General features: G+C 40.0%; 26 protein-coding genes. 19 read left to right on the forward strand and 7 right to left on the reverse strand.

All coding sequences use genetic code 11. The annotated features are described in order from the left end of the window. Window positions 1-137: 137 nt before the first annotated feature. Window positions 138-623, reverse strand: coding sequence for a GbsR/MarR family transcriptional regulator (locus tag J2S77_RS09515; protein ID WP_306976773.1), 486 nt, complete (start codon window positions 621-623; stop codon window positions 138-140). A gap of 285 nt (window positions 624-908) precedes the next feature. On the opposite strand from J2S77_RS09515, the gene J2S77_RS09520 reads away from it, so the two are divergent. From J2S77_RS09520 to J2S77_RS09535, 4 genes are all read left to right on the forward strand, one after another. Beyond that, entirely contained in the window at window positions 909-2,105 is a 1,197-nt protein-coding gene (locus J2S77_RS09520) for a quaternary amine ABC transporter ATP-binding protein (RefSeq protein WP_306976775.1), read from the forward strand. Then, window positions 2,098-2,937, forward strand: a complete 840-nt coding sequence (locus J2S77_RS09525; protein ID WP_306976776.1) for an ABC transporter permease — start codon at window positions 2,098-2,100, stop codon at window positions 2,935-2,937. The genes J2S77_RS09520 and J2S77_RS09525 overlap by 8 nt, the downstream gene beginning before the upstream one ends. 78 nt (window positions 2,938-3,015) lie before the next feature. Further along, window positions 3,016-3,945 carry a glycine betaine ABC transporter substrate-binding protein gene (locus J2S77_RS09530; protein ID WP_306976777.1) on the forward strand — a complete coding sequence of 310 codons (930 nt, stop codon included), beginning with the start codon at window positions 3,016-3,018 and terminating at the stop codon, window positions 3,943-3,945. Window positions 3,946-3,976: 31 nt separating this feature from the next. Further along, window positions 3,977-4,891, forward strand: coding sequence for a glycine betaine ABC transporter substrate-binding protein (locus tag J2S77_RS09535; protein ID WP_306976779.1), 915 nt, complete (start codon window positions 3,977-3,979; stop codon window positions 4,889-4,891). Between the two features lie 119 nt (window positions 4,892-5,010). Here the strand turns inward: J2S77_RS09535 and J2S77_RS09540 are convergent, their stop codons facing one another. Continuing rightward, window positions 5,011-5,385, reverse strand: a complete 375-nt coding sequence (locus J2S77_RS09540; RefSeq protein WP_306976780.1) for a YtxH domain-containing protein — start codon at window positions 5,383-5,385, stop codon at window positions 5,011-5,013. A gap of 71 nt (window positions 5,386-5,456) precedes the next feature. Next, window positions 5,457-5,876 (reverse strand): HIT family protein, encoded by a 420-nt coding sequence (locus J2S77_RS09545; RefSeq protein ID WP_306976782.1) that lies wholly within the window; start codon window positions 5,874-5,876, stop codon window positions 5,457-5,459. 137 nt (window positions 5,877-6,013) lie between these two features. Between J2S77_RS09545 and J2S77_RS09550 the strand changes: the two genes are divergently transcribed. From J2S77_RS09550 to J2S77_RS09575, 6 genes are all read left to right on the forward strand, one after another. Then, entirely contained in the window at window positions 6,014-6,751 is a 738-nt protein-coding gene (locus J2S77_RS09550; protein ID WP_306976784.1) for an ABC transporter ATP-binding protein, read from the forward strand. 1 nt (window position 6,752) lies between these two features. Beyond that, entirely contained in the window at window positions 6,753-7,976 is a 1,224-nt protein-coding gene (locus J2S77_RS09555; RefSeq protein WP_306976786.1) for an ABC transporter permease, read from the forward strand. Between the two features lie 123 nt (window positions 7,977-8,099). Further along, window positions 8,100-8,603 (forward strand): RNA polymerase sigma factor, encoded by a 504-nt coding sequence (locus J2S77_RS09560; RefSeq protein WP_306976788.1) that lies wholly within the window; start codon window positions 8,100-8,102, stop codon window positions 8,601-8,603. Beyond that, window positions 8,596-9,906 (forward strand): DUF4179 domain-containing protein, encoded by a 1,311-nt coding sequence (locus J2S77_RS09565; protein ID WP_306976790.1) that lies wholly within the window; start codon window positions 8,596-8,598, stop codon window positions 9,904-9,906. Before J2S77_RS09560 ends, J2S77_RS09565 begins: the two co-directional genes overlap by 8 nt. A gap of 242 nt (window positions 9,907-10,148) precedes the next feature. Then, on the forward strand, window positions 10,149-11,006 hold the full coding sequence (locus J2S77_RS09570) for a YitT family protein (protein WP_306976792.1): 858 nt from the start codon (window positions 10,149-10,151) through the stop codon (window positions 11,004-11,006). A 107-nt stretch (window positions 11,007-11,113) separates the two neighbouring features. Then, a complete protein-coding gene (locus J2S77_RS09575; protein ID WP_306976794.1) occupies window positions 11,114-11,359 on the forward strand; it encodes a TM2 domain-containing protein in 246 nt (81 codons plus the stop codon). 115 nt (window positions 11,360-11,474) lie between these two features. Here the strand turns inward: J2S77_RS09575 and J2S77_RS09580 are convergent, their stop codons facing one another. Together J2S77_RS09580 and J2S77_RS09585 are read right to left on the reverse strand one after the other, a co-directional pair. Continuing rightward, window positions 11,475-12,653, reverse strand: coding sequence for a M20 metallopeptidase family protein (locus J2S77_RS09580; RefSeq protein ID WP_306976796.1), 1,179 nt, complete (start codon window positions 12,651-12,653; stop codon window positions 11,475-11,477). Window positions 12,654-12,780: 127 nt separating this feature from the next. After that, the gene (locus J2S77_RS09585; protein ID WP_306976798.1) at window positions 12,781-13,215 is read right to left on the reverse strand and encodes a ferritin-like domain-containing protein; all 435 of its coding nucleotides are present in this window, start codon (window positions 13,213-13,215) and stop codon (window positions 12,781-12,783) included. A 179-nt stretch (window positions 13,216-13,394) separates the two neighbouring features. Between J2S77_RS09585 and J2S77_RS09590 the strand changes: the two genes are divergently transcribed. From J2S77_RS09590 to hemY, 4 genes are all read left to right on the forward strand, one after another. Then, window positions 13,395-15,539 carry a transglycosylase domain-containing protein gene (locus J2S77_RS09590; RefSeq protein WP_306976801.1) on the forward strand — a complete coding sequence of 715 codons (2,145 nt, stop codon included), beginning with the start codon at window positions 13,395-13,397 and terminating at the stop codon, window positions 15,537-15,539. A 101-nt stretch (window positions 15,540-15,640) separates the two neighbouring features. After that, window positions 15,641-16,672 (forward strand): uroporphyrinogen decarboxylase, encoded by a 1,032-nt coding sequence (gene hemE, locus J2S77_RS09595; RefSeq protein WP_306976803.1) that lies wholly within the window; start codon window positions 15,641-15,643, stop codon window positions 16,670-16,672. Between the two features lie 17 nt (window positions 16,673-16,689). Continuing rightward, window positions 16,690-17,619 (forward strand): ferrochelatase, encoded by a 930-nt coding sequence (gene hemH, locus J2S77_RS09600; RefSeq protein WP_306976892.1) that lies wholly within the window; start codon window positions 16,690-16,692, stop codon window positions 17,617-17,619. A 6-nt stretch (window positions 17,620-17,625) separates the two neighbouring features. Beyond that, entirely contained in the window at window positions 17,626-19,011 is a 1,386-nt protein-coding gene (hemY, locus tag J2S77_RS09605) for a protoporphyrinogen oxidase (protein ID WP_306976806.1), read from the forward strand. A gap of 254 nt (window positions 19,012-19,265) precedes the next feature. Here the strand turns inward: hemY and yhfH are convergent, their stop codons facing one another. Further along, the gene (yhfH, locus tag J2S77_RS09610) at window positions 19,266-19,394 is read right to left on the reverse strand and encodes a protein YhfH (RefSeq protein ID WP_306976808.1); all 129 of its coding nucleotides are present in this window, start codon (window positions 19,392-19,394) and stop codon (window positions 19,266-19,268) included. Window positions 19,395-19,517: 123 nt separating this feature from the next. On the opposite strand from yhfH, the gene J2S77_RS09615 reads away from it, so the two are divergent. After that, window positions 19,518-20,255 (forward strand): MBL fold metallo-hydrolase, encoded by a 738-nt coding sequence (locus J2S77_RS09615; RefSeq protein ID WP_306976810.1) that lies wholly within the window; start codon window positions 19,518-19,520, stop codon window positions 20,253-20,255. 51 nt (window positions 20,256-20,306) lie between these two features. Beyond that, on the forward strand, window positions 20,307-21,314 hold the full coding sequence (gene lplA, locus J2S77_RS09620; protein ID WP_306976812.1) for a lipoate--protein ligase: 1,008 nt from the start codon (window positions 20,307-20,309) through the stop codon (window positions 21,312-21,314). A gap of 200 nt (window positions 21,315-21,514) precedes the next feature. Here lplA and J2S77_RS09625 read toward each other — a convergent pair whose 3' ends face one another. Then, complete coding sequence (locus J2S77_RS09625; RefSeq protein WP_306976814.1) at window positions 21,515-22,072, reverse strand: cupin domain-containing protein; 558 nt, start codon at window positions 22,070-22,072, stop codon at window positions 21,515-21,517. A gap of 244 nt (window positions 22,073-22,316) precedes the next feature. On the opposite strand from J2S77_RS09625, the gene J2S77_RS09630 reads away from it, so the two are divergent. The 3 genes from J2S77_RS09630 to J2S77_RS09640 all read left to right on the forward strand — a co-directional run bounded on the left by J2S77_RS09630 (window position 22,317) and on the right by J2S77_RS09640 (window position 25,393). Next, window positions 22,317-22,514 (forward strand): YwbE family protein, encoded by a 198-nt coding sequence (locus J2S77_RS09630; RefSeq protein WP_306976815.1) that lies wholly within the window; start codon window positions 22,317-22,319, stop codon window positions 22,512-22,514. Between the two features lie 121 nt (window positions 22,515-22,635). Further along, the gene (locus J2S77_RS09635; RefSeq protein ID WP_306976816.1) at window positions 22,636-24,174 is read left to right on the forward strand and encodes a fatty acid--CoA ligase family protein; all 1,539 of its coding nucleotides are present in this window, start codon (window positions 22,636-22,638) and stop codon (window positions 24,172-24,174) included. 160 nt (window positions 24,175-24,334) lie between these two features. Next, on the forward strand, window positions 24,335-25,393 hold the full coding sequence (locus tag J2S77_RS09640) for an ABC transporter substrate-binding protein (RefSeq protein WP_306976817.1): 1,059 nt from the start codon (window positions 24,335-24,337) through the stop codon (window positions 25,391-25,393). Window positions 25,394-25,396: the final 3 nt, after the last annotated feature.

Here is a 25,396-nt window from a genome sequence, read left to right on the forward strand (position 1 = left end):
TGGAGTAACGCTATTTAATGATAAAGTTTTAATTAAACTACAGTGTATATCACTTGAGTTTTGTTATAGTTTAACATAATATAAAGAAAACGAGTTGTAGGAATTTTTTTACACCTAACAACTCGCTTTATAAACATCTAGTATTCTTTATGTAAATTGTTAAAAACATCTTCTAGTGCATCGTGAAATCTTAATGCTTCTTGTAATTTAAGATTTGTTTGTTTATCGTTTGTTGATTTTTTGCAGAATTGTTTCTCAATCTCTTCTAAATTAGCTTTTTGTCTGGCAATCGCCTCTAGCCAGCGATTAACATAAGCGTTCATGAACTTCTCATAGAGATCCTTTTCAGCTTGGTATAAATCTTTTCGGACACCTTTCTTCCAAACCCGTTCTACTAGATTAAAGTTTAGTAATGTGTGAATGGCATTGCTCATAGCGGTCTTACTTTTTCCTAGAGCGTTTTTCATATCATCCAACGTCATCGGTTCTTCACTCAAGTAGAGAATAACAAATAATTGAGATTCTGTTGTGTTTAGCGAAAACATCTCCAACGTTTTCGAAAACTCGCTAATCATATTGTAATGAAAAGCTTCAAGTGCCTCGTCCCTTTCTTGTGTTTGCATACCAATGAGCCTCCTTAGGACTTCTAATTTCAATCTACACTACTTTCTTACAAAAACAAACTAGGAAAATTGATAGTATTTGCTAGTATAAGAGAGAAAAAATCAGTATTTCGTCTGATAAGTTTGTTCAGTTTTAACTTTACGGAATAAATAAAGCTATGTCGCTCTATGTACAAGTTGAGTTTTTTTGTCGAACATAATATAGTTAGAAGAGTGATTGTTACAAAGTGATTACAACATAAGTTATATGATTAAAGTGATTGAGGAAGAGAGAGGTGTAAACCAGTGCCTATTAAAGTCGAAAATTTATCGAAGATTTTCGGTAAGAAAACAAAAGAGGCAACGAGATTATTAGACGAAGGTTACTCCAAAGAAGATATCCTCGAGAAAACAGGTTGTACAGTCGGTGTCAACCGAGCAACTTTTGAGGTGGAAGAAGGAGAGGTCTTCGTAATTATGGGTCTTTCAGGTAGTGGTAAGTCGACATTGGTACGACTATTAAACCGCTTGATTGAACCGACAGAAGGTAGCGTTGAGATCGACGGTCAAAACTTAGCTACCATGAATAAAGAAGATTTACGTGAGATTCGTCGTACAAAAATGAGTATGGTATTCCAACGCTTTGCGTTATTCCCATTCAGATCTGTACGTGAGAATGCAGAATTTGGTCTTGAAATACAAGGTATGGAAAAAGAAGAACGTTCTCAAAAAGCTGAGGAAGCACTTGAGCTAGTTGGACTCGGTGGATATGTTGAACAACTACCAAGCCAATTATCAGGTGGTATGCAGCAACGTGTTGGTCTTGCACGTGCTTTAGCGAATGATCCAGAAGTGCTTCTAATGGATGAAGCATTCTCAGCATTAGACCCACTTATTCGTAAAGACATGCAAGACGAGTTACTAGATTTACAAGAAAAAATGCAGAAAACGATTGTCTTCATTACACACGACTTAGATGAAGCGTTACGTATTGGTGATCGTATTGCATTAATGAAAGACGGTTCAATTGTTCAAATTGGTTCCCCAGAAGAGATTCTGACAAACCCAGCGAACGATTACGTTGAGAAATTCGTAGAAGACGTAGACCGTTCGAAAGTCTTAACAGCTGAACATATTATGAAACGTCCTGAAACAGTTGACTATGATAAACATGGTCCGCGTGTTGCATTAGAAAGAATGCGTGAACAAGGACTTTCATCCATCTTTGTAACAGACCGTTCTCGTAACCTTAAAGGTTATGTAACAGCGGATGAAGCACGTCAAGCACGTGAAAGTGGAATAGAGAAACTTAGTGAAATCATGAAAACAGAAGTTCCAACTGTCGACAAAGATACACAAATTCAAGATATTTTTAATATTATTCACGATTCACCCGTACCAGTCGCCGTGACAGAAGACGGAAAGCTTCGCGGTATTATTGTACGTGGTGCTGTAATCGCAGCATTAGCTGATGGAAATGAGGTGGACGCAGACGATGCTTGATAATATACCACAAATACCAGTAGCAGAATGGATAGATGATGGAGTAGACAACATTACAGATTGGTTTTCATTTATATTTAACCCAATCCAAGATGGTTTCGGGTGGCTACTAGATACATCGGCTGAATATTTAGCAATGGTACCACCTTTTATTATCATTATTCTTGTTGCACTTATTGCCTTTTTCTTATCAGGCAAGAAGTTTGGATTAGCAGCATTTTCAATTGTTGGTTTGATTTTCATTCATAACCAAGAACTTTGGGAGCAACTTATGTTTACATTCACATTAGTCTTCTATGCCAGTTTAATTTCTGTCATAGTCGGTATTCCTTTCGGGATTCTAATGTCGAAGAGTAACATAGCTCAAAATATTATTACACCGGTACTTGATTTCATGCAGACAATGCCGGCGTTCGTTTACCTAATTCCAGCCGTAGCCTTCTTTGGGATCGGTATGGTTCCAGGTGTGTTTGCATCATTCGTATTCGCAACACCACCTGTTGTTCGTTTTACAAACTTAGGGATTCGCCAAGTTTCAGACGAACTAGTAGAGGCTTCAGACGCTTTCGGTACAACTGGAAGTCAAAAGCTCTTTAAAGTTGAATTACCAATGGCGAAAACAACGATTATGGCTGGTGTTAACCAGACTGTGATGTTATCACTATCAATGGTTGTTATCGCTTCGATGATCGGTGCGCCAGGTTTAGGTCGTGACGTGTTATCCGCGTTACAACGTGCCGAAGCAGGAACAGGTTTCGTAGCTGGTTTCGGTATCGTAATCCTTGCGATTATCATCGATCGCTTTACCCAAAGTTTAAATAAGGGTAAATAAAATAAGGAAGCTCTTCTCTCCTGTAATGGGAGAGGAGTTCCAATATATTATAATAAATTAAAGGGGAGTTGTTTTAACATGTTAAAAGGAACATGGAAAAGCTTTGGCCTTGTAGCTATGCTTGCGTTAATTCTAGTAATTGCCGCTTGTGGTAGTGACAATGAAGGTTCTGGCTCAGATTCAGAAGAAAATGGTTCAGATTCAGGTGAATCAGGCGACATCACGCACGAAGGTGAAATTGAACTTGTTTACGTTGAGTGGGCAACAGAAATTGCATCAACTCACGTAATTGGTAAAGTATTAGAAGATTTAGGCTATGATGTTGAAGTCACACCATTAGACAACGCAGTTATGTGGCAATCAGTTGCAAGCGGTGATGCTGATGGTATGGTAGCTGCTTGGTTACCAGCAACTCACGGAGATCTTTATGAGGAGCATTCAGATTCAATGGTAGAGCTTGGTCCTAACTTCGAAGGTGCTAAGATTGGTGCTGTTGTACCTGAATATATGGAAGTTGATTCACTAGAAAACTTAGGTGAGTATGGTGATGATTTAAATGAGACAATCACTGGTATCGAACCAGGAGCTGGTGTTGTACAGGCTACAGAAGATGCAGTTGAAACTTATGAAGGCTTAGATGGTTGGACAGTAGAGACTTCTTCTTCTGGTGCAATGGCTACATCATTACAAGAAGCATATGAAAACGAAGAACCAATCGTTGTAACAGGTTGGTCTCCACACTGGAAATTCGCAGAAATGGATCTTAAATATCTAGAAGATCCTGAAGGCGTATATGGTGATGCTGAAACAATCGAAACAATGGTTCGTGAAGGTCTAGAAGAAGATATGCCAGGTGCTTATCAAGTACTTGATAACTTCCAATGGGGCGAAGAGAAGTTTAACTCTGTAATGGCAGAAATCCAAGACGGAGCTGATCCTGAAGAGGCAGCAGCTAACTTCGTTGAAAACAACCAAGACCTAGTTGACGAATGGACTACAATGGAGTAATTCACTCACAATAAAGGAGACTCTAACATACATGAACTTTAAAAAGGGAATGGTAATGTTAGTAGCATCCCTGATCCTCACGCTTGTTGCGTGTGGGTCAGATGATGCTACTAGCGACAGTGATTCTAATGAAGATATCAATTACAGTGAAGAAGTCGACCGTACAATTATTGGAATTGAACCTGGAGCAGGTATTTCAGTTACAACAGAAACTGCTATCGAGGAATATGACAGTCTATCGGGATGGACATTAGAAACTCCTTCGACAGCTGCTATGATCACGGAATTAGAAGAGGCAATTAATGCAGAGGAGCCAATCATTGTAACTGGTTGGAATCCACATTGGATGTTTGCTCAGTTCCCGGACATGAAGTATTTAGAAGATCCTAAAGGGGTTTATGGTGAAGCTGAAAACATTCAAACATTAGCTCGCCAAGGTTTTGAAGAGGACCATCCTGAGGCATACAAACTAGTCGATCAATTCAATTGGACAGTTGAAGACATGGAACAAATCATGTATGACGCCAATGAAAGTGATGAAGATATCGCAGATGTTTCAGCACAATGGGTAGAAGACAATGAAGATAAAGTTTCAGAATGGACTGATGGCGTTGGTGAAGGTGATGGTTCAACAATTGAACTAGCTTCAACACCATGGGATTCTGAGCGCGCTTCATCCAATGTTCTTGCAACTGTCTTAGAACAGAACGGATTCGAAGTTGAAGTAACCCCGGTAGATCCATCAATCGTCTTCGAATCAATTGCGAATGGTGATGCTGATGCTACAGTAGCAGCTTGGTTGCCATTTACGCATGCTGACTTCTACGAAAGTGTTAAAGACGATGTAGTTGATTTAGGTCCGAACTTAGAAGGTGCTAAAATCGGCCTTGTCGTTCCAAGTTATATGGACATAGAGTCTATTGAAGACTTAGAAGCAGCTGAATAATTGAATGACATTAGAATAGTTTAATATTTTGCTCTCTCTAACGATGGTTAGGGAGAGCTTTTTTATGTACAATTATACAAAATAAAAACCTGCTCACCGAATGGCGAGCAGGTTAACAATCATGTCTGATTAGCATTTTGTTCTTTCATCTTTTCCTCTAATTCTTTAATGCCTTCTTCGATCTGACGAAGATGTTCTTGGAGATTTTCTTGATGGGGTTCAACTGTTGATTTCCAGCTTTCGACTGATGTTTTAATATCTTGAGATAGGTCTTTAAGAAGTTCTGCACCTTCTTTAGATGTCTGTGTTAGTTGATCTTTCAAATCAATTCCATTTTCCTTCAATTCCTGTGTGATTTCACGTAACCGTTCACTTTGTTCTTTTACACGTAAGCGCATGTCACTGCCTGAGGAAGGTGTTGTTAATAGAGAGACGGATGCTCCAATCAGTCCTCCTGTTAATACACCTAAAAATAAAGACTTACTGTTTGGCATTGCGATTTCTCCTTTCGTCTTCTACTGCTATTATATATTATATTCCCTGTCTACTTGCGCAATAATCTCTCTTATATCTCGTTTGAAATGGATTGTGCAATGTTTTGAAGTTGTTCTGGCGTGTAATCATCACCGTGTGTCTGCCATTTAGATTTAAATCCGTCTGATTCATCGTAGCGTGGAATTAAATGAAGATGAACATGGAAAACACTTTGATCAGCAAATGAACCATTATTATTAAGCATATTTAGGCCTTGTGGATTGAAGGCTGAACGGATTCCTCGAGCAATATTAGGAACCGCTTTAAACAACTTAGCCGCTGTATCTTCATCTAAATCAAAGACATCTTCACAGTGTTTCTTTGGGATGACAAGTGTGTGCCCCTCTGTTACTTGGCTAATGTCTAAAAAAGCGTATACATCATCGTCTTCATAAATTTTGGCAGATGGAATCTCACCATCGAGAATTTTACAAAAAATGCAATCTGACATGGTCATCCTCCTAAGAAATATTCTTTCTTTTATTGTAACGTAAACATGTGTCGAATGTAAGAATAAACCGTCTAAACTAGTGAATTGTCTCAAAATTTTGGTATGATAGGGAAAGAGTTAGAGAAAAGAGGGATGGTATGAGTGACTTATTACAAATCGACGGACTTGTAGGCGGGTATACGCAGCAAAATGTATTACACGATATTTCGTTTTCGGTTAAACAAGGTGAAGTCGTGGGTTTAATCGGGTTGAACGGAGCAGGTAAAAGTACAACAATTAAACATATAATCGGTTTAATGAATCCGAAACAAGGGTCGATCACGATTAATGGTAAACAAATGAACGAAGATTTAGAAGCCTATCGCCAGGAATTTGCTTATATTCCAGAAATGCCAATGCTTTATGAAGAATTAACATTAGAAGAACATTTGCGCTTAACTGCAATGGCTTACGGTTTAGATGAAGAAACATACAAGAGCCGTACTGAGTGGTTATTAAAAGAATTTCATTTAGATAAAAAGCGAAAATGGTTCCCCGTCCATTTCTCAAAAGGGATGCGCCAAAAAGTAATGATTATGTGTGCATTTTTAGTGGAACCATCACTTTATATTGTGGACGAGCCGTTTGTTGGTTTAGATCCATTAGCGATTCAGTCTTATTTAGATACGATGGAAAAGATGAAAGGTCGCGGGGCAGGCGTACTTATGTCTACACATATCCTAGCAACAGCTGAGAAGTACTGCGATCGATTTGTTATTATTCACCATGGTAAGATTAGAGCTTATGGTACATTAGATGAACTAAGAACTGAGTTTAATATGCCTGGATCAAGCTTGGATGATATTTATGTGCAATTAACAAAGGACGATGCTTAATATGGATACCAATCAATTATGGAAAGAGCGGTTTCAGTCTCATATCAAAATGGTCAGCCGTTATATGCGATTAATCTTTAACGATCATCTAGCGTTTGCGATGATTTTCTTTGTGGCTGCCTTCGCATATTTTTACCAGGCATGGCTAGAAACAGTACCCGATACGTTTCCGGTTGAATGGATTGTTGTTGGGATAGTAGGGGCGTTATTAACATACAGTCCAGTGCGGACGTTTTTTAAAGAAGCTGACACAGTTTTTCTATTACCAGTGGAAAATAAACTGAGACCTTATGTAAGAAATGCGGTAATTTATAGTTTTGTCATGCAAAGCTATTGGATTGCGATTGCGTTATTTGCGTTAGCACCATTGTATTTGCAGATTTATGATAATGTCAGCGCGAGTTATATACTGGTAATGATCGTTTTTGCGTTAGTGGTGAAAGTGGGCAACTTGTTTGCTACTTGGTTTATGCAAAAAACGCGAGATATTCGGTATCATTATTTTGATATTGGGATACGGTTTGTAGTTAATGGATTTATTATGTACTTCTTAGCAATAGGTGTACCGTATTTTGCGTTAATCGGATCACTTTTAATTATTGGTGTTTGTTTTCTAAACTACCATAATCTCTATAAAGGATCTACGCTGCCTTGGGATCGATTGATCGACCAAGAAGATGCGAAGTTGCAATTTTTCTATCGAATTGCGAATATGTCGACAGATGTGCCAGATTTAAAACGGAAGCCGAAGAAGCGCCACGGTTTAGTTCGACTGGTTACTGGGCGTATGCCGATTAGACGAAAGCAGACGTTTACGTATTTATATGCCATTACGTTTATCCGAAGTGGTGATTATTTCGGAATGTATCTGAGGTTGGTCGCGTTGGCGCTGTTTTTCGTGTTCTGGGTGCCGGCATTTTGGGGTAAAGTGTTGTTCGCGGTATTATTCTTGTTCATGTCGGGTTTCCAGTTTATCGCGATCTACAATCATCACCGAACAGTGGAGTGGTTGAGGTTATATCCAGTAACGGTGGATGTACGACGTAAAGCGGTGCATCAATTGATTTTAGTTATTATGGTTGTGCAAGTTGTGATCACGACGATCGGATTTGTATGGGCTAGTGATTGGCTGAATGCACTTATTTACTTAAGTATTGCCGCAGCGTTTACCGTACTATTTGAAGCGTTTTACGTGCGCGGACGAATTCGAGCGTTTAAGGGGTAAAGTTAGGAAGAGCATGTCCCAAGGGGATGTGCTTTTTTTATAGTAAAATTAAAAAAATACCAAACGATTTGTAATTTTTATCGTCTAATGCATAGAAATAGGTTGAAAAGGGGGAAGCCGGGCTTGAGTGATCGAACAGAGGATGAGTATTTTATCGCCGTGGTGCAAGCATATCGTCAGGATTTATACCGAACAGCTTACGCTTTTTTGAAATCTGAAGAAGCGGCACTAGAGGCGCTGCAAGAAGTAACCTATCGAGCTTATAAAAAGCGTAAACAAATTCGCCAATCAAACTATACTAAAACATGGTTAATTCGCGTGATGATCAATTATTGCCAAGATGTTTTGAGGAAACAGACTAGGAAACCGACAATGGCCTATTATGATGAATTGACAGATGGAGCGGAAGACTTCTCTGAGACGTTATTGCTAGACTGGGCGATTCAGGACCTGAGTGAGGATGAACAAACCTTAATTTTCTTAAAATACTTTCACGGATATACATATGAAGAATTGGCTAATCATTATAGGGTGGCTCCCGGTACACTGAAATCCCGGGTTCATGTTTGTTTAGATAAATTAAGAGAGTTACTAAATGAAAAGAAAGGAGGACGTCATGATGGCTGATCTTGAAAAAAAGTTAAATGATTGGGCAAATGAAACCATAGATGAATGGCCTTCAGATGAACGATTAAATCAGTCAATTGCAGATGGGTTGAAAATAAAGAAGAAGCGTCATCAACGCCTGAAGCGGACGTGGCGTTCTACTATAGTAGCTGCAGTTGTGATGTTTATGTTTGTACTTGGCGTTAATACATCACCTGTATTTGCTGAACAAGTCTCTAAAGTCCCAGGTTTCGATCATTTAGTTGAGTTAGTTAAATGGGATAAAGGTCGACAAGCAGCTTTGTCAGAAGGTTATTATGAAGAAATAGACCAATCAGTTAAAAACGGAGACGTGACATTAACGATTGATGGAGTTATTCGTGATCAATATGGTATGGTTGTTTATCATACAATTGAAACAGAGGGGCCAAAAGAAGACTTGAATTTTTCGGATGTCACCATTAAACGTCAAAATGGCGAGGGTTTACCAGTAAGTTCTCTTGGTTTTGGTATGCCTTCTCACGGTGAGACGTCTTCGTATACGCATGAAACTGAGATATTTTTTAATGAACCAGTTAAGGATACAAAATTTATTATAGTAGGCAAAGTCAAAGGGCAAGACTTAAATAAATCATTTAAGGTTTCATTTGAGGCAGAGAATAAAGCAGAACCAGTTCACTATAACGTCGATCAACCTTTTCAAGTTGGGAACGAACAGTACCGAATTTCGGAAGTGATCATCAATCCGCTTCGCACAGAAGTGAAAGTAGAAGCTCCTGAAAATCCTGATTGGGCACTATTTAATTTTGAAGACCTCCGCTTAATTAATGGTGATGGTGAGGTGTGGGCGAGTATTCGAAACGGAGTGGTTGGAAATGGCAGTTGGCGTTCAAATGAAAATGACGTTTTTTCTGTATTTTTGCAAAGTCATTATTTTGAACCGACTGAATCGTTGACATTAGCCTTTGAGGAGTTACAAGCTGTACCTTCTGAAAATTCTTATATTGAACTGGATTTAGTGAATGAAGAGATTGTGCACGATCCATTAGGTCAATTTGAGTCTCTAGAGAAATCCGGAAATGGTTTCAAAATGACAATCAAGGATCCTGAGGGACGATTTGGTTTTGGTCCATTCGGCCAGGTTTATGCTGAGAATGGTGACGAGATTGATGGCTCAGGACAGTATATGCAAATGGAAGAAGAAGGACGTATTTTTGGAAAAAAACTAGATCAGAATGTATCACTAGATATGAATCCAATTAAAGTCGAATTGAACTATTATCCGAATTGGATTCAAGAATCAACACGAATTGAGATTAAATAAGAGGGGAAAAGCCTCCGACTCAGTCGGAGGCTTTTTTGTGCAATTAAGTTATGAAATAAGTCTGCTTACTATTGAAATAATTGCACTCATTTCTGAGATAAGTTGAGTTATTTCATTAATAGGGAGAATAATGAGATTATTAGGACTTTTGTCCATTAATGCGTTCATATGCTGATGTTCACAAAGCAGGACAAGAGTGTTAAAATCATTTGGGTTATCATAGAGAAAGAAGGGACAGCATCATGGTCGGACAGAAAAAGAAATCTGAACTATCCATAGTCGAACAATTTTTATACATTATAGTCGGATCGGTTATTGTCGCGTTTGCTTATAATGGTTTCTTATTACCGAATTACGTTGCTGCAGGTGGCGTTAGTGGTATTAGTACATTGCTTGAAGCGCTATTCGGGCTTGAGCCTGCATATGTCATTTGGGGTATTAATATCCCACTTCTATTTGTTGCTTACTATTTTCTTGGTAAAGGTTCTGCATTTCGTTCGTTAACGGGATCCATTGCTTTACCATTTTTCGTTTATCTATCTCGAAATATGGAAGCATTTGTGGACGATCCATTATTAGCAGCTCTTTTCGGTGGATTAGGTGTCGGCGTTGGCTTAGGGATTGTCTTTTTAGGTGATGCATCAACTGGTGGCACTGCCTTAGTCGCACAGCTCATTAACAAATTCACGAATTTATCGCTTGGGGCAAGCATCGCTATGATTGATGGCTTGATCGTCCTGTCTGCGATTATCGTGTTTGATATTGAACTTGGTTTGTATGCCTTAATGGGCGTATATGTAACCAGCAAAGCAATAGATCTCGTCCAAACAGGCTTTAATAAAACGAAAACAACACTAATAATATCGAATGAATATGTTGATGTTCAAGAGGCAATCTATACGCGAGTGGATCGTGGCGTTACACGTTTGGCAGCACAAGGTGGTTTTACAGAGGTTGAACGCCCTGTCTTAATGTGTGTGGTCAATCAATCAGAGATGGCCATGCTAAAACGAGCGGTGAAAGATGTCGATCCAGAGGCGTTCGTCATTGTGACGGACTCAGCAGAAGTACTAGGTCGTGGCTTTTACGACCCAGCTTAACGTGATTGTATAAATGTATGAGTAGATGGTTACTATTTCATCATAAATTATGAATGTGATAAGATTAATGTTGAACTTATTTATATTATTCGAGGGAGCGTTATTAGATGCAAAAGAACGCTGGATTAGCAGCTGTTTTATCATTTTTATTCTCAGGTTTAGGTCAAGTTTATAATGGTGAAATCGGAAAAGGCGTCATCTTCATGGTTGCTTACGCGATTTCTGCTCTATTGATGATTGTCATCATTGGCTTTATTACAACGCCAATTATCTGGATTTGGGGCATGATTGATGCTCATAAATCAGCTGAACGGATAAATCGTCGGTACGAATCAGAACAACGTATATCATAATTTAAAAGTTTAGTTAATCAGGCGGCTCATACTGTGAGTCGTCTTTTTATGTTACAGAAATTTGTTTGATCGAAAAAAGCCTAGCTAAAGAATAGCTAGGCGAATTTGTATATGTTTATGATGAATGATCTTCTTGATAGCGTTTGACGCCGTGGACAAGTGCTTTAGCAGCAGTTGGTAAGGCGCGCTCGTCAAAATCGAATTTTGGATGATGGTGCGGATAATCATGGCCTTCGATATTCGCACCAGTAAAGAAGAAGGCACCTGGGCGTTCTTCTAAGTAATAAGCGAAGTCTTCGCCACCCATGACAGGGTCAACTGCTTCAGATTCATTGACACCAGGAATATCGGTCGCATCATCAATATAATATGATGCTTCACGTTCGTGGTTCACAACTGGTGGATAGCCTTTCACGTAATCGAGCTCATAGCTAGCACCAAAGCTTGTGGCGATTCCGTCTAAAATATTGTGCATCTCTTGAATAATTTCGTCTTGCACCGCTTTATCCAAAATACGGACAGTGCCAGTTAGTGATGTCGTATCAGGAATGACGTTAAACGCATTGCCGCCTTCGATTTTACCAATGCTTAAAACAGCAGGTTGAAGTGGGTTTATGCGACGACTAACAATTTGCTGTAATTCTACAATTGCTTGACCTGCCATTGCGACTGGATCTTTTGTTTGGTGTGGCATCGCGCCGTGGCCACCCTTACCTTGGAACGTAACTGTAAAACGATCAGCGCCAGCCATAAATGCTCCATAAGTCGCTTCGATTTTGTTTAGCTTACTTGTCGCCCATAAATGGGTACCGAATACGGCATCAACACCTTCTAGTGCACCGTCGTCAATCATTGGCTTGGCACCACCTGGAGCAAATTCTTCGGCAGGTTGGTGTAAAAAGACGAGTGTACCTGGGATTTCATCTTGAAATTCAAGTGCCGCTTCAGCAACCGCAAGTAATGAAGCTGTGTGGCCATCATGCCCACATGCGTGCATCACGCCATCGACTGTTGATTTATAAGGGACATTATTTTCTTCGTGGATTGGCAAGGCGTCGAAATCAGCACGAAGAGCAACTGTTTTACCTGGTTTGCCACCTTTTAATGTCGCGACTAAACCATACCCTCCAATATTGTCTTGATAAGGTATACCTAATTGGTCATAACGATTTTTAATAAATTGAGCTGTTTCTTTCTCTTCAAATGACAACTCAGGGTGTTGGTGAAGGTAACGACGATCTTCTACCATTTGGTCGTACATTTGATCAAGTTTTTCATAAAACTGTTCCCACATATCATTAACTCCCTTCTCTCTGAACGTTAAAGCTATTATAACAGATTTTTCGTGACACGTAATAAGTTTTTAGCATGAAAAAAGCAACTCCCTTGTCGTAAGGAAGTTGCTCGCGCTTAATCATGATTTATTTAAAGCTTGGATCATCTAAAAGACGTTGAATGTCTTCTTTATGCTTCGTTTCATCTGAAATCATATCTTCTAATTTGACAGCTAATTCAGTGTAACCGAGTTGATCAGCTTGCTTTCTGCGTTCTTCATAGCGATCGATCGTATCTTTCTCAGCAGCTAAAGCATCTTCTAACATTGGCTTAACATCTTCATATCGTTTAACTTCAGCAGGGGATGTGGTTGGATCACCGCCTAGAATTTTAATTTTCTCAGATAAATATAAAGCGTGACCTGATTCATCCTGGACTTCAGCTTCGAAAAACGGTTTTAAAACTTCACGGTATAAACCAGATACAACTGCTGCATTGTAAGTATAACGAATCATCGCACCATATTCTTCTGCTAAATCTTTGTTTAAACCATCAATTAACTTTTGTACATCTTGTTCCATTATTGATCACCCTTTCTTTGTGAGTATCTATAAATACAATACCCGAATAGTATTTTGATTAAACAAGCTAAGAAAACCCTAAACGTAAATCTTTTGTCGAAATTCGTCCACTATAATATAATAGTGAAGGGTTTTATCGAACTGAACAGAATGATAATTGAGGTGGCATTATGGCCGTTATGAATAAATTAAACCAATTCCTTGGTAAATGGCGTTACTTAGTATATGGTGTGGTTGTCCTAGTGTTGTTAAGTTTGTTTGGTTATATGGCCATTATCCTAGGTGGTCGATTTGTTGTAGATGAAGAACATTTCGTTTTTAACGAATCGACGGTCTTAACAACTGAGAATGAAGAAGACATTATAAAATTATATGATGAAAATCGAACCTATGTCCCGCTCGATACAATTCCTGATCATGTGACAGATGCCTTTTTAGCTGTTGAAGATCACCGATTTTATGATCATAATGGTGTCGATTTTTGGGCGGTCGGCCGTGCTGTTTGGCGTGACATAGCAACAATGAGTAAAGCGGAAGGCGCGAGCACCATTACTCAACAGCTCGTTAAAAATGTGTCGCTTACAAATGACCAGACTTGGATGCGTAAGACAAAAGAAGTCATGGGTGCGATTTATCTCGAACGACAACGGACGAAAGATGAAATATTAGAATATTACTTAAATGAAATATATTTCGGTAACGGGATTCATGGGATTGAAGAAGCTGCTCAAGCCTTTTATTCTAAATCTGTATCAGAATTAACCTTATCAGAAGGGGCAACGCTTGCTGCGATGCCAAAAGCACCGAATTACTATGATCCTAGTGAACATCCAGAGCGTGTCGAAGAACGTCGTGATGTTGTACTAAGTCATATGGAAAATAATGGTATGTTACAAGCGGAAGATATGCGCCAAGCACAAGGTCGTACGCTCGGTCTTGATATAGGCGATACGGAATCGAAGCCTGCCACTAATAGTTATGTTGATCTCGTTTTGGATGAATTAGAACAAGATTATCATTTGTCACGAGATGAGATTTATACAGGTGGATATGAGATTACAGTTGGATTAGATCCTAGCATGCAAGAAACAGTGCATGACCGCATGCAACAAGAGGACTATTTTCAGGGCTCGACTGATCAGGTAGAAGGTGCGACTGTTTTAGTCGATCAAACTAATGCTGTGATAAGAGCTGCTGTAGGTGGACGTGATCGTGAACAGGGTGATTTAAATCGTGTGCAAGTGAGGCGACAGCCTGGTTCGACGTTTAAGCCGCTTGCCGTTTACGGACCAGCTTTAGAAGAAAGTTTATACCACCCTTATAGCTTAATTCCTGATGAACAGAGAGATTATGATGGTTACAGTCCCGAAAATGTGGATGGGCAATATGCTGGTGAAGTGACCATCTATGATGCGTTAGTTCAATCGAAAAATGCTCCAGCTGTTGCTCTGTTAGATGAGCTCGATATAAATCAAGGATTATCCTATCTTGAGGATATTGGCTACTCTATTGAAGATAATGGTTTATCTGTTGCGCTTGGCGGTTTAGAAAATGGTTTAACACCAATTGAGTTGGCAGGCTTATATCGAAGCTTTGCCAATGAAGGAAGATATATAGAACCTTACACCATTCTAGAAGTTAAGAATCGTCATGGTGAGATTTTAGAAGCTCCAGATCGAAACAGTCAGCAATTATTTTCAAAACAGACGTCATGGAATTTGACGAGAATGCTTGAGGCTGTCGTGGAAGATGGGACGGCTAGTGGTGGCGAGTTTAACAAAGATTTAGCTGGTAAAACAGGCTCTACCCAACATCCACATGTGTCTGGTGGCGTAAAAGATGCCTGGTTTGTCGGCTTTAATCCTGATTATGCCGTGGCAAGTTGGATTGGTTATGATGTCAGTAATGAAGAGAATTATTTAACAGATGGTAGTCAACTTGCTGTGTCATTGGTTGATGGCGTGATGTCTGATTTGGACCAATCGCATGACCTGACAACATCATTCAGTGTGCCTGAAGGTGTAGATGATTTAGAAGGACCGATTCGACTGGCTCAAATTGATGATCTAGAAGCAAGTGTATCTCTAGGGTTTTTGAGTGGTGTAGATGTCCAATTAACCTGGACTCATGACGATGATCGAGTGCGTTTCGACGTTTATCGCGAAACAGGTGATCAAGTTGAGAAGATTGGTTCGGTTACAGGAGAAAATACCTATCAAGTCAACGATACACAAATGTTTAATAATCCGTCATATTATGTGGTGCCTGTGAACCCATTAAATGGTTCAGAAGGTGAGCCTTCTAACCGTGATCAAGCGTTCTAGATCAGAGTGAGGCAAATTCATGACAATTCAGTGCTGTTACTATACACACTGCGAAAATTGATTTATATTGTAACTAGATGGAATAATGAAGGGTGAGTCGAATGACGGATTTCAATGATACGATTTTAAAAGCTTATCATGGTGAAAAGACGGACTACACGCCGTTATGGTTTATGCGCCAAGCGGGACGTTCGCAGCCAGAATATCGCAAACTGAAAGAAAAGTATTCTTTATTTGAAATTACGCATCAACCTGAATTGTGCGCGTATGTAACAGAACTGCCAGTGATTAACTACAACACAGATGCAGCTATTCTGTATAAAGATATCATGTCGCCACTTCCCCCAATGGGTGTTGATGTTGAAATTAAAAAAGGCGTCGGACCGGTGATTTATAATCCGATTCAATCGAAAATGGATGTCGAGAAGTTAGATGATCTTAACCCCGAAGAAGATGTGCCTTACGTTTTAGAAACGATTCGGATTTTGACGGAAGAGAAGTTGAATGTGCCGTTAATCGGCTTTAGTGGTGCACCGTTTACGCTAGCAAGCTATATGATTGAAGGCGGTCCGTCGAAACAGTACAATAAGACAAAGGCGATGATGTACGGTGATCCTGAGACATGGTTTGCATTAATGGACAAGCTTGGCGATATGATTATCACATATACGAAGGCACAAATCGCTTCAGGCGCTAAAGGTATTCAAATCTTTGATTCGTGGGTCGGTGCTGTTAGTGCACAAGATTACCGCGTCTTTATTAAACCAGTGATGGAAAAGATTTTTAATGCGCTAAAAGACGAAGACGTGCCAACCATCCTATTTGGAATTGGTGCAAATCATTTGTTGCTTGAGTTTAATAGTCTACCATGTACGACGGTCGGTTTAGATTGGCGTACATCGATTACAGAAGCGCGTGATATGGGAATTACAAGTTCGCTTCAAGGAAACTTAGACCCAGCTGTGTTATTAGCAGATTGGGACGTCATCGAAAAGAGAACGAAAGCAATTTTAGATCAAGGAAAAGATATTCCAGGCTATGTGTTTAATCTAGGACATGGTGTTTTTCCAGAAGTGGATCCGGAGACACTGAAACGCTTAGCGGCGTTTGTCCATGACTATACTTCAAAGTAAGAGGAGTTGAATGAATGATGGCAGAGAAAACAGTAGGACTACTCGTCATGGCGTATGGTACGCCTTACAAAGAAGAGGACTTAGAACGTTATTACACACATATTCGTAAAGGAAAGCGCCCGACCGATGAGATGATTGAAGATCTCCGTAGTCGTTATGAAGAAATTGGTGGTATCTCACCACTTGCACGTATTACACGCGAACAAGGCGAATCCTTAGAAGCGAAACTGAACGCAGAACAAGATGATGTTGAATTCAAACTATATCTTGGTTTAAAACATATTGATCCGTTTATTGAAGACGCGGTTCAACAAATGGCAGACGATGGTATTGATGAAGCAGTTAGTATCGTATTAGCGCCGCATTATTCGACGTTTAGTATTAAGTCTTATAATGGTCGTGCCCAAGAAGAAGCGGATAAACATGGTATTCAGTTAACTTCAGTTGTCGACTGGTATGACGAACCAGGCTATATCGAATTCTGGGTTGAACAGATTAATAAAGTATACGGTCAAATGACAGAAGAAGAACGCAATAACGCGTGCTTAATCGTATCGGCGCACAGTTTACCGACGAAGATTATCCAAGAAGGAGACCCTTATCCAGACCAATTACAACGCACAGCGGATCTAATTGCTGAGGGTGCAGGCATTCAAGATTATGAAATTGGCTGGCAGAGTGAAGGGAATACACCTGATCCGTGGTTAGGCCCTGATGTGCAAGATCTAACACGCGATTTATTTGAACAAAAAGGATATACAACATTTGTTTACGCCCCTGTAGGTTTCGTGGCTGATCATTTAGAAGTGTTATATGATAATGACATCGAATGTAAACAGGTATGTGATGAGGTAGGTGCATCCTATTATCGTCCAGAAATGCCAAATGCAAATCCGAAGTTTATTAACACACTATCTAAAGTCGTTCTCGATACGATGAAAGGGTAATGTCTTATGGCAAAGCGCAAACAAATTGCGATAATAGGCGGCGGCATAACGGGATTAACCGCCGCTTATTATTTGCAGAAGAATAATGTAGAAGCTGATGTCACACTGTTTGAATCGTCTGCTCAATTAGGTGGTAAGATTTCGACTGTCGAACGTGACGGTTTTACAATTGAGCGTGGTCCGGATTCATTTTTAGAACGGAAAAAGACAGCGAAAACGTTAGTACAAGACTTAGGGCTTGAATATCGACTAATTCGAAGTGCGACGGGTAAAGCGTTTATCTTATCACAGGATGAATTACACCCCATGCCTGCTGGGGCAATGATGGGTGTTCCGACTGATATGAAACCGTTTATAAAGTCGACACTTTTCACGGCTTCAGGCAAATTGAATGCCTTAAAGGATTTCGTTAAGAGTAGAACTGAGGTGGATGGCGATATTTCTGTCGGACACTTCTTCCGTCGCCGATTAGGTGATCAAGTAGTTGACCGTTTAATTCATCCATTGATTTCAGGGATTTATGCTGGCAATATTGATGATTTAAGCTTGAAAGCAACGTTCCCACACTTTTTACAAACAGAACAGAAATACGGCAGCTTAATTCGTGGACTGCAAAAAACCACCCCAAGCCAGCAAACGTCTGGTAAGAAACAAGGGATGTTTTTAACGTTGGATGGCGGTTTGCAGACACTATTGAACGGTTTGGCCGAATCGCTTCAGTGCGAAGTGCGGACATCAACACCGATCGAACGTGTGGTGAAGCAGAATGGTCGTTATGTGATTGATGTTGCAGGAGAAAGTGAGTCAGTTGAAGCGGATTATGTGATTGCGACCACTCCGCATGAAGTCACGGCTCAAATGTTCACTGATGTATCGTTCATGGACGATTTTCAACAGACGAAAAACACGTCGGTTGCGAATGTGGCGATTGCGTTTGATGAAGAATCAGTGAAGAACTTGCCTGATGGAACAGGTTTCGTTGTCTCACGCAAAGAAGGTTACCGGATTACAGCGTGTACATGGACACATAAGAAGTGGCCACACACAACACCAGAAGGTTCGGTTCTTTTACGTGCTTATGTTGGAAAACCTGGTGATGAAGAGGTCCTGGAATTATCAGATGATGAAATTGCTGATTTAGTCATTGAAGATTTGAAGAAAATCATGACAATCGAAGGCGAGCCTCGTTTTCATATCGTGACGCGCTGGTACAATGCAATGCCACAGTATACAGTTGGCCATTTAGACCGCGTCAAAAAACTAGAATCACAGCTAGACAGTGAACTGCCAGGTGTATTCTTGATCGGCAATACTTATCGTGGTGTAGGATTACCTGATTGTATGGACCAAGCGATTCGAACAGTTAAAACAATCGAAACACTCGAATCCTAACTCCGCTTGTTAATTTATTAGATAATTCCTTGAATTTATTAGATCATTCAATTGATTTATGAGATAACTTGGTTTATTTATGAGATAAATGAGAAGTAATGAAATAACTTCGGGAAGTTATTTAATTAATGGCTTGATTTTTGAAATAAATAAAGGCATTTATTTCAAAAGTTAAGCGCAAGCCCCTTATGAGACATAAAAAAGTGCTCTAACGTGAATTAGAGCACTTTTTTAATAGATGGGTTGCGGTTCGGTTACGAAATTGGGTCACATTTTTCACATTTGTTTGTGTAGCAATCAGCCTGTTCGTTCATGTCCCGTTTACAGACAGTACATTGCTTTTTCGGTAGGTTACGGAAAAATTGGACAGGTGACATTAACATGAAACGACCTCCTCAAAATTTAGAGTTTTTAGACAATTTCTTTATACTCATACTATACTGTATTAATACAGATTTGTGAACCATACACCTGTTATATAACTAAAAATAGGAGGAAATACCTACATGAAATGGACAACTATTGGTGCTTGGGGGGTCTATCCTAAAGCGGAAAGTGCGACATCATGCTATTTAGTTGAAAAAGATGGTTTTTCAGTCGTCATTGATATGGGAAGTGGTGCGTTATCGAGACTGCAACAGTATATAACAGTAAATGAAATAGATGCGATTGTTATATCACATTTCCACCATGATCATGTGGCAGACATAGGTCCTTTTCAATATGCCTGTCTCGTTAATGAACAACTTGGTACGTTAAATGGACCCGTGCCAATCTATGCCGCAGCAGATGGTGATACAGATTTTGATATGTTGGATCATGTAGCGACAGCTGGGCGTGGATATGATCCGAATAAACCATTACACCTCGGGCCGTTCACCTTTAAGTTTATGAAAACGAAACATCCTAAAACGTGTTATGCCATGCGTGTGACAGATGATGAAACAACAGTTGTCTATACGGCTGACACGGCTTTCTTCCCTGAATTAACAGGCTTTACGAAAGACGTAGACTTGCTGATTGCGGAAAGTAGCTTTTACGACGGAATGGATGGAAGTGGCCCGGGGCATATGACGAGTACGGAATGTGGAAGAATAGCTGAAGATGCAGGTGTGGGAAAACTTTGGCTCACCCATTTACCGCATTTTGGGCATTTAGCGGATTTGGTAAGTGAGGCTAAGACCGTTTACAATGGCGAGGTTGAATTAGCACGTGAAGGGTTATGTTTTAATTTGCGAAGATAGGCGAATTTGCTTATACTTTTAATAGATATATAAAATGAAGGGAGCTTCACCATGTTATATTTTATCGATAACCAAGGCAATAACGATCCATATTTGAATTTAGCGATTGAAGAATATGCCCTAAAACATTTGAACATCGATGATGACCAACAATATTTACTGTTCTATACGAATAGTCCATCGATTATCATTGGTAAGAACCAAAACACAATCGAGGAAATTAATACTGATTTCGTTGATGAACATGATATAACAGTTGTTCGTCGACTCTCAGGTGGTGGCGCCGTTTATCATGATTTAGGAAACATAAGTTTTAGCTTTTTAGCAAAAGATGAAGGCGATAATTTTACAAATTTCAAGAAGTTTACTCAGCCAGTAGTGGACGCACTTCAACAGCTTGGCGTTAATGCCGAATTGTCAGGTCGTAATGATATTACTGTGGATGGTCGGAAAATTTCAGGTAACGCACAGTTTACGACGAAAGGTCGCATGTTTAGCCACGGAACGCTTTTGTTTGACTCCGAAATTGAAAAAGTGGTTCGTTCATTACGTGTGAAGTCCGAGAAAATTCGTTCTAAAGGAATTAAGTCGATCCGTAGTCGTGTCGCGAATATCTCAGAATTTCTTGAAGACGATATTACGCTTGAAGACTTTAGACAATTGCTACTGAAGTATATCTTTGATGTAGAAGATTTAAATGATGTACCAGAGTATAAGTTGACTGAAGACGATTGGGCTAAGATCCGTGAAATTTCAGAAGCACGTTATCAGCGTTGGGACTGGAATTATGGAAAATCGCCTGCATTTAACATCCAGCATACGAAACGTGTAGAAGGCGTTGGCTCATATGACGTACGTTTAGACGTGAAGAAAGGCGTTATTCAAGATGTGAATATCTTCGGTGACTTCTTTGGAATTGGTGAAGTGAGTGAAGTAGAAGATGCCCTTAAAGGTGTTCGCTATGACCGCGAAGCGATTGAAGAAGCATTAAGTGATGTTGACATTCAGCATTATTTAGGTAAAATTCCAGACGAAGAGTTTATGGCATTAGTTTATTAAGATTAAATGGTAGGAAAAACCCGCCAAATAGTTGGCGGGTTTTAATATATCACAAGGATTGTTAGACAATCTGCGGGAATTGTAAAACAAAGTAGTGAGATTGTTTAACAATGTCACTACTTTGTGACATAACTGATTAACAATGTTAAATAATATAAGAAGATTGTTTAACAATGTTCAAAAACAACATCTAATTTGTTTTAATATTGATTATGAGAAGCGTCTTGCTTTGTTTCATGAACGGTACCGCGAGGATGTTCAGGTGGTGCATAAATCGAATACAATTTAAGTGGTGAACGCCCGATATTTGTTAAGTTATGCCATTTTCCAGCAGGGATAAAAATGGCATCATTGTCACGTACTTCGCGTTCGAAATTCGGTCGATCTCGTCGGTCGCCCATTTGAACTAGGCCACGGCCACCCTCGATGCGAATAAATTGGTCATGGTTTTGGTGACGTTCTAAGCCAATATCATCCCCTGGTGCAATGCTCATCAGGGTCAATTGTAAATACTCACCCGTCCATAACGCCCGGCGGTAGTAAGGATTCATCATCGTCGCCCGTTCTATATTAACGACATATGGATTTGGTCCGTGGTCAACACGGTCCTGTGGCGGTTGCCAACCTCCGCCTGGTTGACCATTCCAGCCCGGCGGACCCCAACCTGGCTGATTTGGACCACCCCAACCTGGTTGATTCGGACTACCCCAGTCTTGCTGATTGAATCGGAAATCATAATAATTCGGGTCAAAATACATATTATGCTAAACTCCTTTCTAGATCGTCTCTTGTTTAACCTATGCACATGTCTTGGCGAAAGGGATAGAAATTGGAGAGAATGGGCAAGTGTAGCAGTGGTAATATGACGAGGAGAAAAATGTTATGTGACAAAGTTACTCTTTTATTTAACAAATAATCGATATTGTTTAACAAAGTTCTGAGATTATCAAACAAAGTTGCAAGATTATCTAACAATCTTGTTGAGAAGGAGGAGGTGTTATGATGAGTGGACAAAAACGTGAAGCGATTAAGCCTGGAGCAACCGTCGATATTGTCTTGAAACAAGACCAGCGATCAGGCAAACTGACTCGCGGAACAGTCAAAGATCTTTTAACCAAATCAGCATCACATCCGCACGGTATTAAAGTTCGTTTAGAAGACGGCCAAGTAGGACGAGTGAAAAACATCGTCACAGACTAGATTTAACTTGCTTAGATAACCGAAATAATTTATAATAAATTCAGACAATTTAATGAATGATTATTCATTCAACTTTGTGCCCGACATTGAAAGGGCTTACATATCTAAGGGAGGTTGCAAGATGAATTTAAGTGATCAACTATCATTAACCGCAAAGGATCATCTATCGAAACCGGCTTACATTTTCAATGGGGAAGCGACAGATTATAAGACATTAGAGGGTTCTGTGACGAAATTCGCCTCAAGTCTTGAATCATTAGGTTACCAGAAAGGAGACCACGTCGCACTAGTCGTCGGTAACACACCTCATTTTGTGATCGGCTTATACGGTGCGCTCCGCCTCGGATTAACCGTCGTTCCAGTGAACCCACTTTATACAGGAAATGAACTGTCTTATATTTTAAATAATGGTGACGTAAAAGGGGTTATTACGCTTGATGTTTTACTTGAAAAATTTGAAGCGATCGATGACCAACTTAACGTCAAAGATTATATTGTCGGAGAAGCTGACCCACAACTTAGAGACCGCAAGTCACCACTAGAAAATAAAGTCCACTCCTTCATGAATCTCGTGCAATCAGGCAGTTTAGAATTCAATCGTCCAACGTTAGACGATGATGATACCGCTGTCATCCTCTATACATCAGGCACAACGGGCAAACCTAAAGGTGCCATGCTCACACATAAAAACTTATACTCAAACGCAAAAGATACAGGAAATTATCTTCAGATTGATGAAAACGACCGCGTGATCGCAGCATTGCCGATGTTCCACGTATTCTGTCTAACTGTTGCCCTTAACGCTCCACTAGTTAGTGGTTCAACTGTTTTAATCGTGCCACAGTTCTCGCCAGAAACAGTGTTTAACATGACGCGTGAACATAGTGCGACTGTTTTTGCTGGGGTGCCGACAATGTACAACTATTTACTCCAATATCCTAACGAAGAAGAAAAAGACTTCTCAAGTATTCGTCTCTGCATCTCAGGTGGTGCATCGATGCCTGTCGCATTATTAGAACAGTTCGAACAACATTTCGATGTGCAAGTGTCAGAAGGCTATGGTTTATCAGAAGCGTCGCCCGTTACAGCTTTCAACCCACTTGACCAACCACGTAAAGCAGGATCAATCGGTACGGATATCACAAACGTGACGAACAAAGTCGTTGATCAAAATGGCGAAGAAGTTCAACAAGGAGAAGTCGGAGAGTTAGTTGTTAAAGGTCCTAACGTCATGAAAGGCTATTACAAGATGCCTGAAGAAACACAAGCCTCGATCAAAGATGGTTGGCTATATACTGGAGATATGGCACAACAAGACGATGAAGGCTATTTCTATATTGTTGATCGTAAAAAAGATCTCATTCTAGTCGGCGGATATAATGTCTATCCGCGTGAAGTTGAAGAAGTGCTCTACAGTCATGATAATATTACCGAGGTCGCTGTAATTGGCGTACCTGATGAGAACTTAGGAGAAGCAGTTGTCGCTTTTGTTGTCTCAAATAATTCAGAGTTAACAGAAGCAGAGTTACGTGAATTAAGCGAAGCCCAACTTGCTAAATACAAACAACCGAAACAAATTAACTTCTTAGATGAACTACCGAAAAATACAACCGGTAAAATTTTAAGACGAAGCTTACGTGACCACGTCGCAACAGAATAATAAAGGAAGCGTTTACATGGATTCTCTGGCTGATCAAGCCGGGGAATCTTTTTTATTTTAAGGGTTGATTTTCCGAAGGCGCTCTCATATAATGATAAACAATATTCCGAAATTCTTTATCGCGTCAAAGCATGTATGCAAAAAAGGGGAGAGCTAATTTATGAAGCGTTTATTGTTAATGGTAGTGATGATCAGCACCTTAAGTCTAATTGTCGCGTGTGGTGGCGACAGTGAGTCAAACAGTGACTCAGGTGATAGTGAATCGAACGAAAGCAATTCTGAAGAAGGTTCGGGTAACAGTGGCGTATCGGAAGACGAAGCCGATTATGTTGTCGGGGTCTCACAAATTGTTGAGCACCCATCACTCGACAGAGCAACAGAAGGGTTCCAAGATGCTCTTGATGAAGCAGGCTTGAAAGTTTCTTACGATGTCTCCTTAGCTCAAGGCGATAACCAAAATGCACAGCTGATCGCTGAACAATTTGTAAGTGATGAGGTTGATTTGATCTTCGGTAACTCAACTCCGAGTGCTCAGTCAGCCCTTAATGAAACGAGTGATATCCCGATCGTTTTTACATCTGTAACCGATCCAGTTGGTTCAGAGTTAGTCGAATCGATGGATAATCCAGGTGGTAATGTGACAGGAACAGCTGATTCCCATCCAGAATCTGTCCCAAAAACGGTTGAGCTTATTAAAGATATGGGCAACGAATCAATCGGACTTATTTATAACTCAGGTGAGCAAAACTCCGTATCACAAGTTGAAAACGTGAAAAGTGTCGCAAGCGAGCATGATCTCTCGACAGAAGAAGCAACGGTGTCATCTTCATCTGAGGTTATGCAAGCCGCTCAATCTTTAGCAGGTGATGTTGATACATTCTTAATCGTCACCGACAACACAGTCGTTAGTGCACTAGAGTCCGTCTTATCCGTTGCACAAGATAATGATGTTCCAGTGTTTACAAGTGAACTTGATTCCGTTTCACGTGGCGCATTTGCTGGATTTGGTTTCGATTATTATGATATCGGTTTTGAAGCAGGCGAAAAAGCGGTGCAAATTCTAGAAGATGGTGCCAATCCTGGTGACATCGAAGCCAATTACCCACAGAATCTAATGCTCCATATTAACGAAGACGCAGCCAGTAATATGGGCGTTGAGTTAACAGAAGACTTAGAAGAGCGAGCATCGGAGATTGTGTCGACGGAAGAAGGTGAGTAAGTC

This window comes from Alkalibacillus salilacus (assembly GCF_030812915.1).
GTDB classification, from domain to species: domain Bacteria; phylum Bacillota; class Bacilli; order Bacillales; family Alkalibacillaceae; genus Alkalibacillus; species Alkalibacillus salilacus.

Coding starts and splice junctions, on each gene's coding strand:
- J2S77_RS09515 (WP_306976773.1), bottom strand. CDS start 623: ATGCAAACACAAGAAAGGGACGAGGCACTTGAAGCTTTTCATTACAAT.
- J2S77_RS09525 (WP_306976776.1), top strand. CDS start 2,098: ATGCTTGATAATATACCACAAATACCAGTAGCAGAATGGATAGATGAT.
- J2S77_RS09530 (WP_306976777.1), top strand. CDS start 3,016: ATGTTAAAAGGAACATGGAAAAGCTTTGGCCTTGTAGCTATGCTTGCG.
- J2S77_RS09535 (WP_306976779.1), top strand. CDS start 3,977: ATGAACTTTAAAAAGGGAATGGTAATGTTAGTAGCATCCCTGATCCTC.
- J2S77_RS09540 (WP_306976780.1), bottom strand. CDS start 5,385: ATGCCAAACAGTAAGTCTTTATTTTTAGGTGTATTAACAGGAGGACTG.
- J2S77_RS09545 (WP_306976782.1), bottom strand. CDS start 5,876: ATGTCAGATTGCATTTTTTGTAAAATTCTCGATGGTGAGATTCCATCT.
- J2S77_RS09550 (WP_306976784.1), top strand. CDS start 6,014: ATGAGTGACTTATTACAAATCGACGGACTTGTAGGCGGGTATACGCAG.
- J2S77_RS09555 (WP_306976786.1), top strand. CDS start 6,753: ATGGATACCAATCAATTATGGAAAGAGCGGTTTCAGTCTCATATCAAA.
- J2S77_RS09565 (WP_306976790.1), top strand. CDS start 8,596: ATGGCTGATCTTGAAAAAAAGTTAAATGATTGGGCAAATGAAACCATA.
- J2S77_RS09570 (WP_306976792.1), top strand. CDS start 10,149: ATGGTCGGACAGAAAAAGAAATCTGAACTATCCATAGTCGAACAATTT.
- J2S77_RS09575 (WP_306976794.1), top strand. CDS start 11,114: ATGCAAAAGAACGCTGGATTAGCAGCTGTTTTATCATTTTTATTCTCA.
- J2S77_RS09580 (WP_306976796.1), bottom strand. CDS start 12,653: ATGTGGGAACAGTTTTATGAAAAACTTGATCAAATGTACGACCAAATG.
- J2S77_RS09585 (WP_306976798.1), bottom strand. CDS start 13,215: ATGGAACAAGATGTACAAAAGTTAATTGATGGTTTAAACAAAGATTTA.
- J2S77_RS09590 (WP_306976801.1), top strand. CDS start 13,395: ATGAATAAATTAAACCAATTCCTTGGTAAATGGCGTTACTTAGTATAT.
- hemE (WP_306976803.1), top strand. CDS start 15,641: ATGACGGATTTCAATGATACGATTTTAAAAGCTTATCATGGTGAAAAG.
- hemH (WP_306976892.1), top strand. CDS start 16,690: ATGGCAGAGAAAACAGTAGGACTACTCGTCATGGCGTATGGTACGCCT.
- hemY (WP_306976806.1), top strand. CDS start 17,626: ATGGCAAAGCGCAAACAAATTGCGATAATAGGCGGCGGCATAACGGGA.
- yhfH (WP_306976808.1), bottom strand. CDS start 19,394: ATGTTAATGTCACCTGTCCAATTTTTCCGTAACCTACCGAAAAAGCAA.
- J2S77_RS09615 (WP_306976810.1), top strand. CDS start 19,518: ATGAAATGGACAACTATTGGTGCTTGGGGGGTCTATCCTAAAGCGGAA.
- lplA (WP_306976812.1), top strand. CDS start 20,307: ATGTTATATTTTATCGATAACCAAGGCAATAACGATCCATATTTGAAT.
- J2S77_RS09625 (WP_306976814.1), bottom strand. CDS start 22,072: ATGTATTTTGACCCGAATTATTATGATTTCCGATTCAATCAGCAAGAC.
- J2S77_RS09630 (WP_306976815.1), top strand. CDS start 22,317: ATGAGTGGACAAAAACGTGAAGCGATTAAGCCTGGAGCAACCGTCGAT.
- J2S77_RS09635 (WP_306976816.1), top strand. CDS start 22,636: ATGAATTTAAGTGATCAACTATCATTAACCGCAAAGGATCATCTATCG.
- J2S77_RS09640 (WP_306976817.1), top strand. CDS start 24,335: ATGAAGCGTTTATTGTTAATGGTAGTGATGATCAGCACCTTAAGTCTA.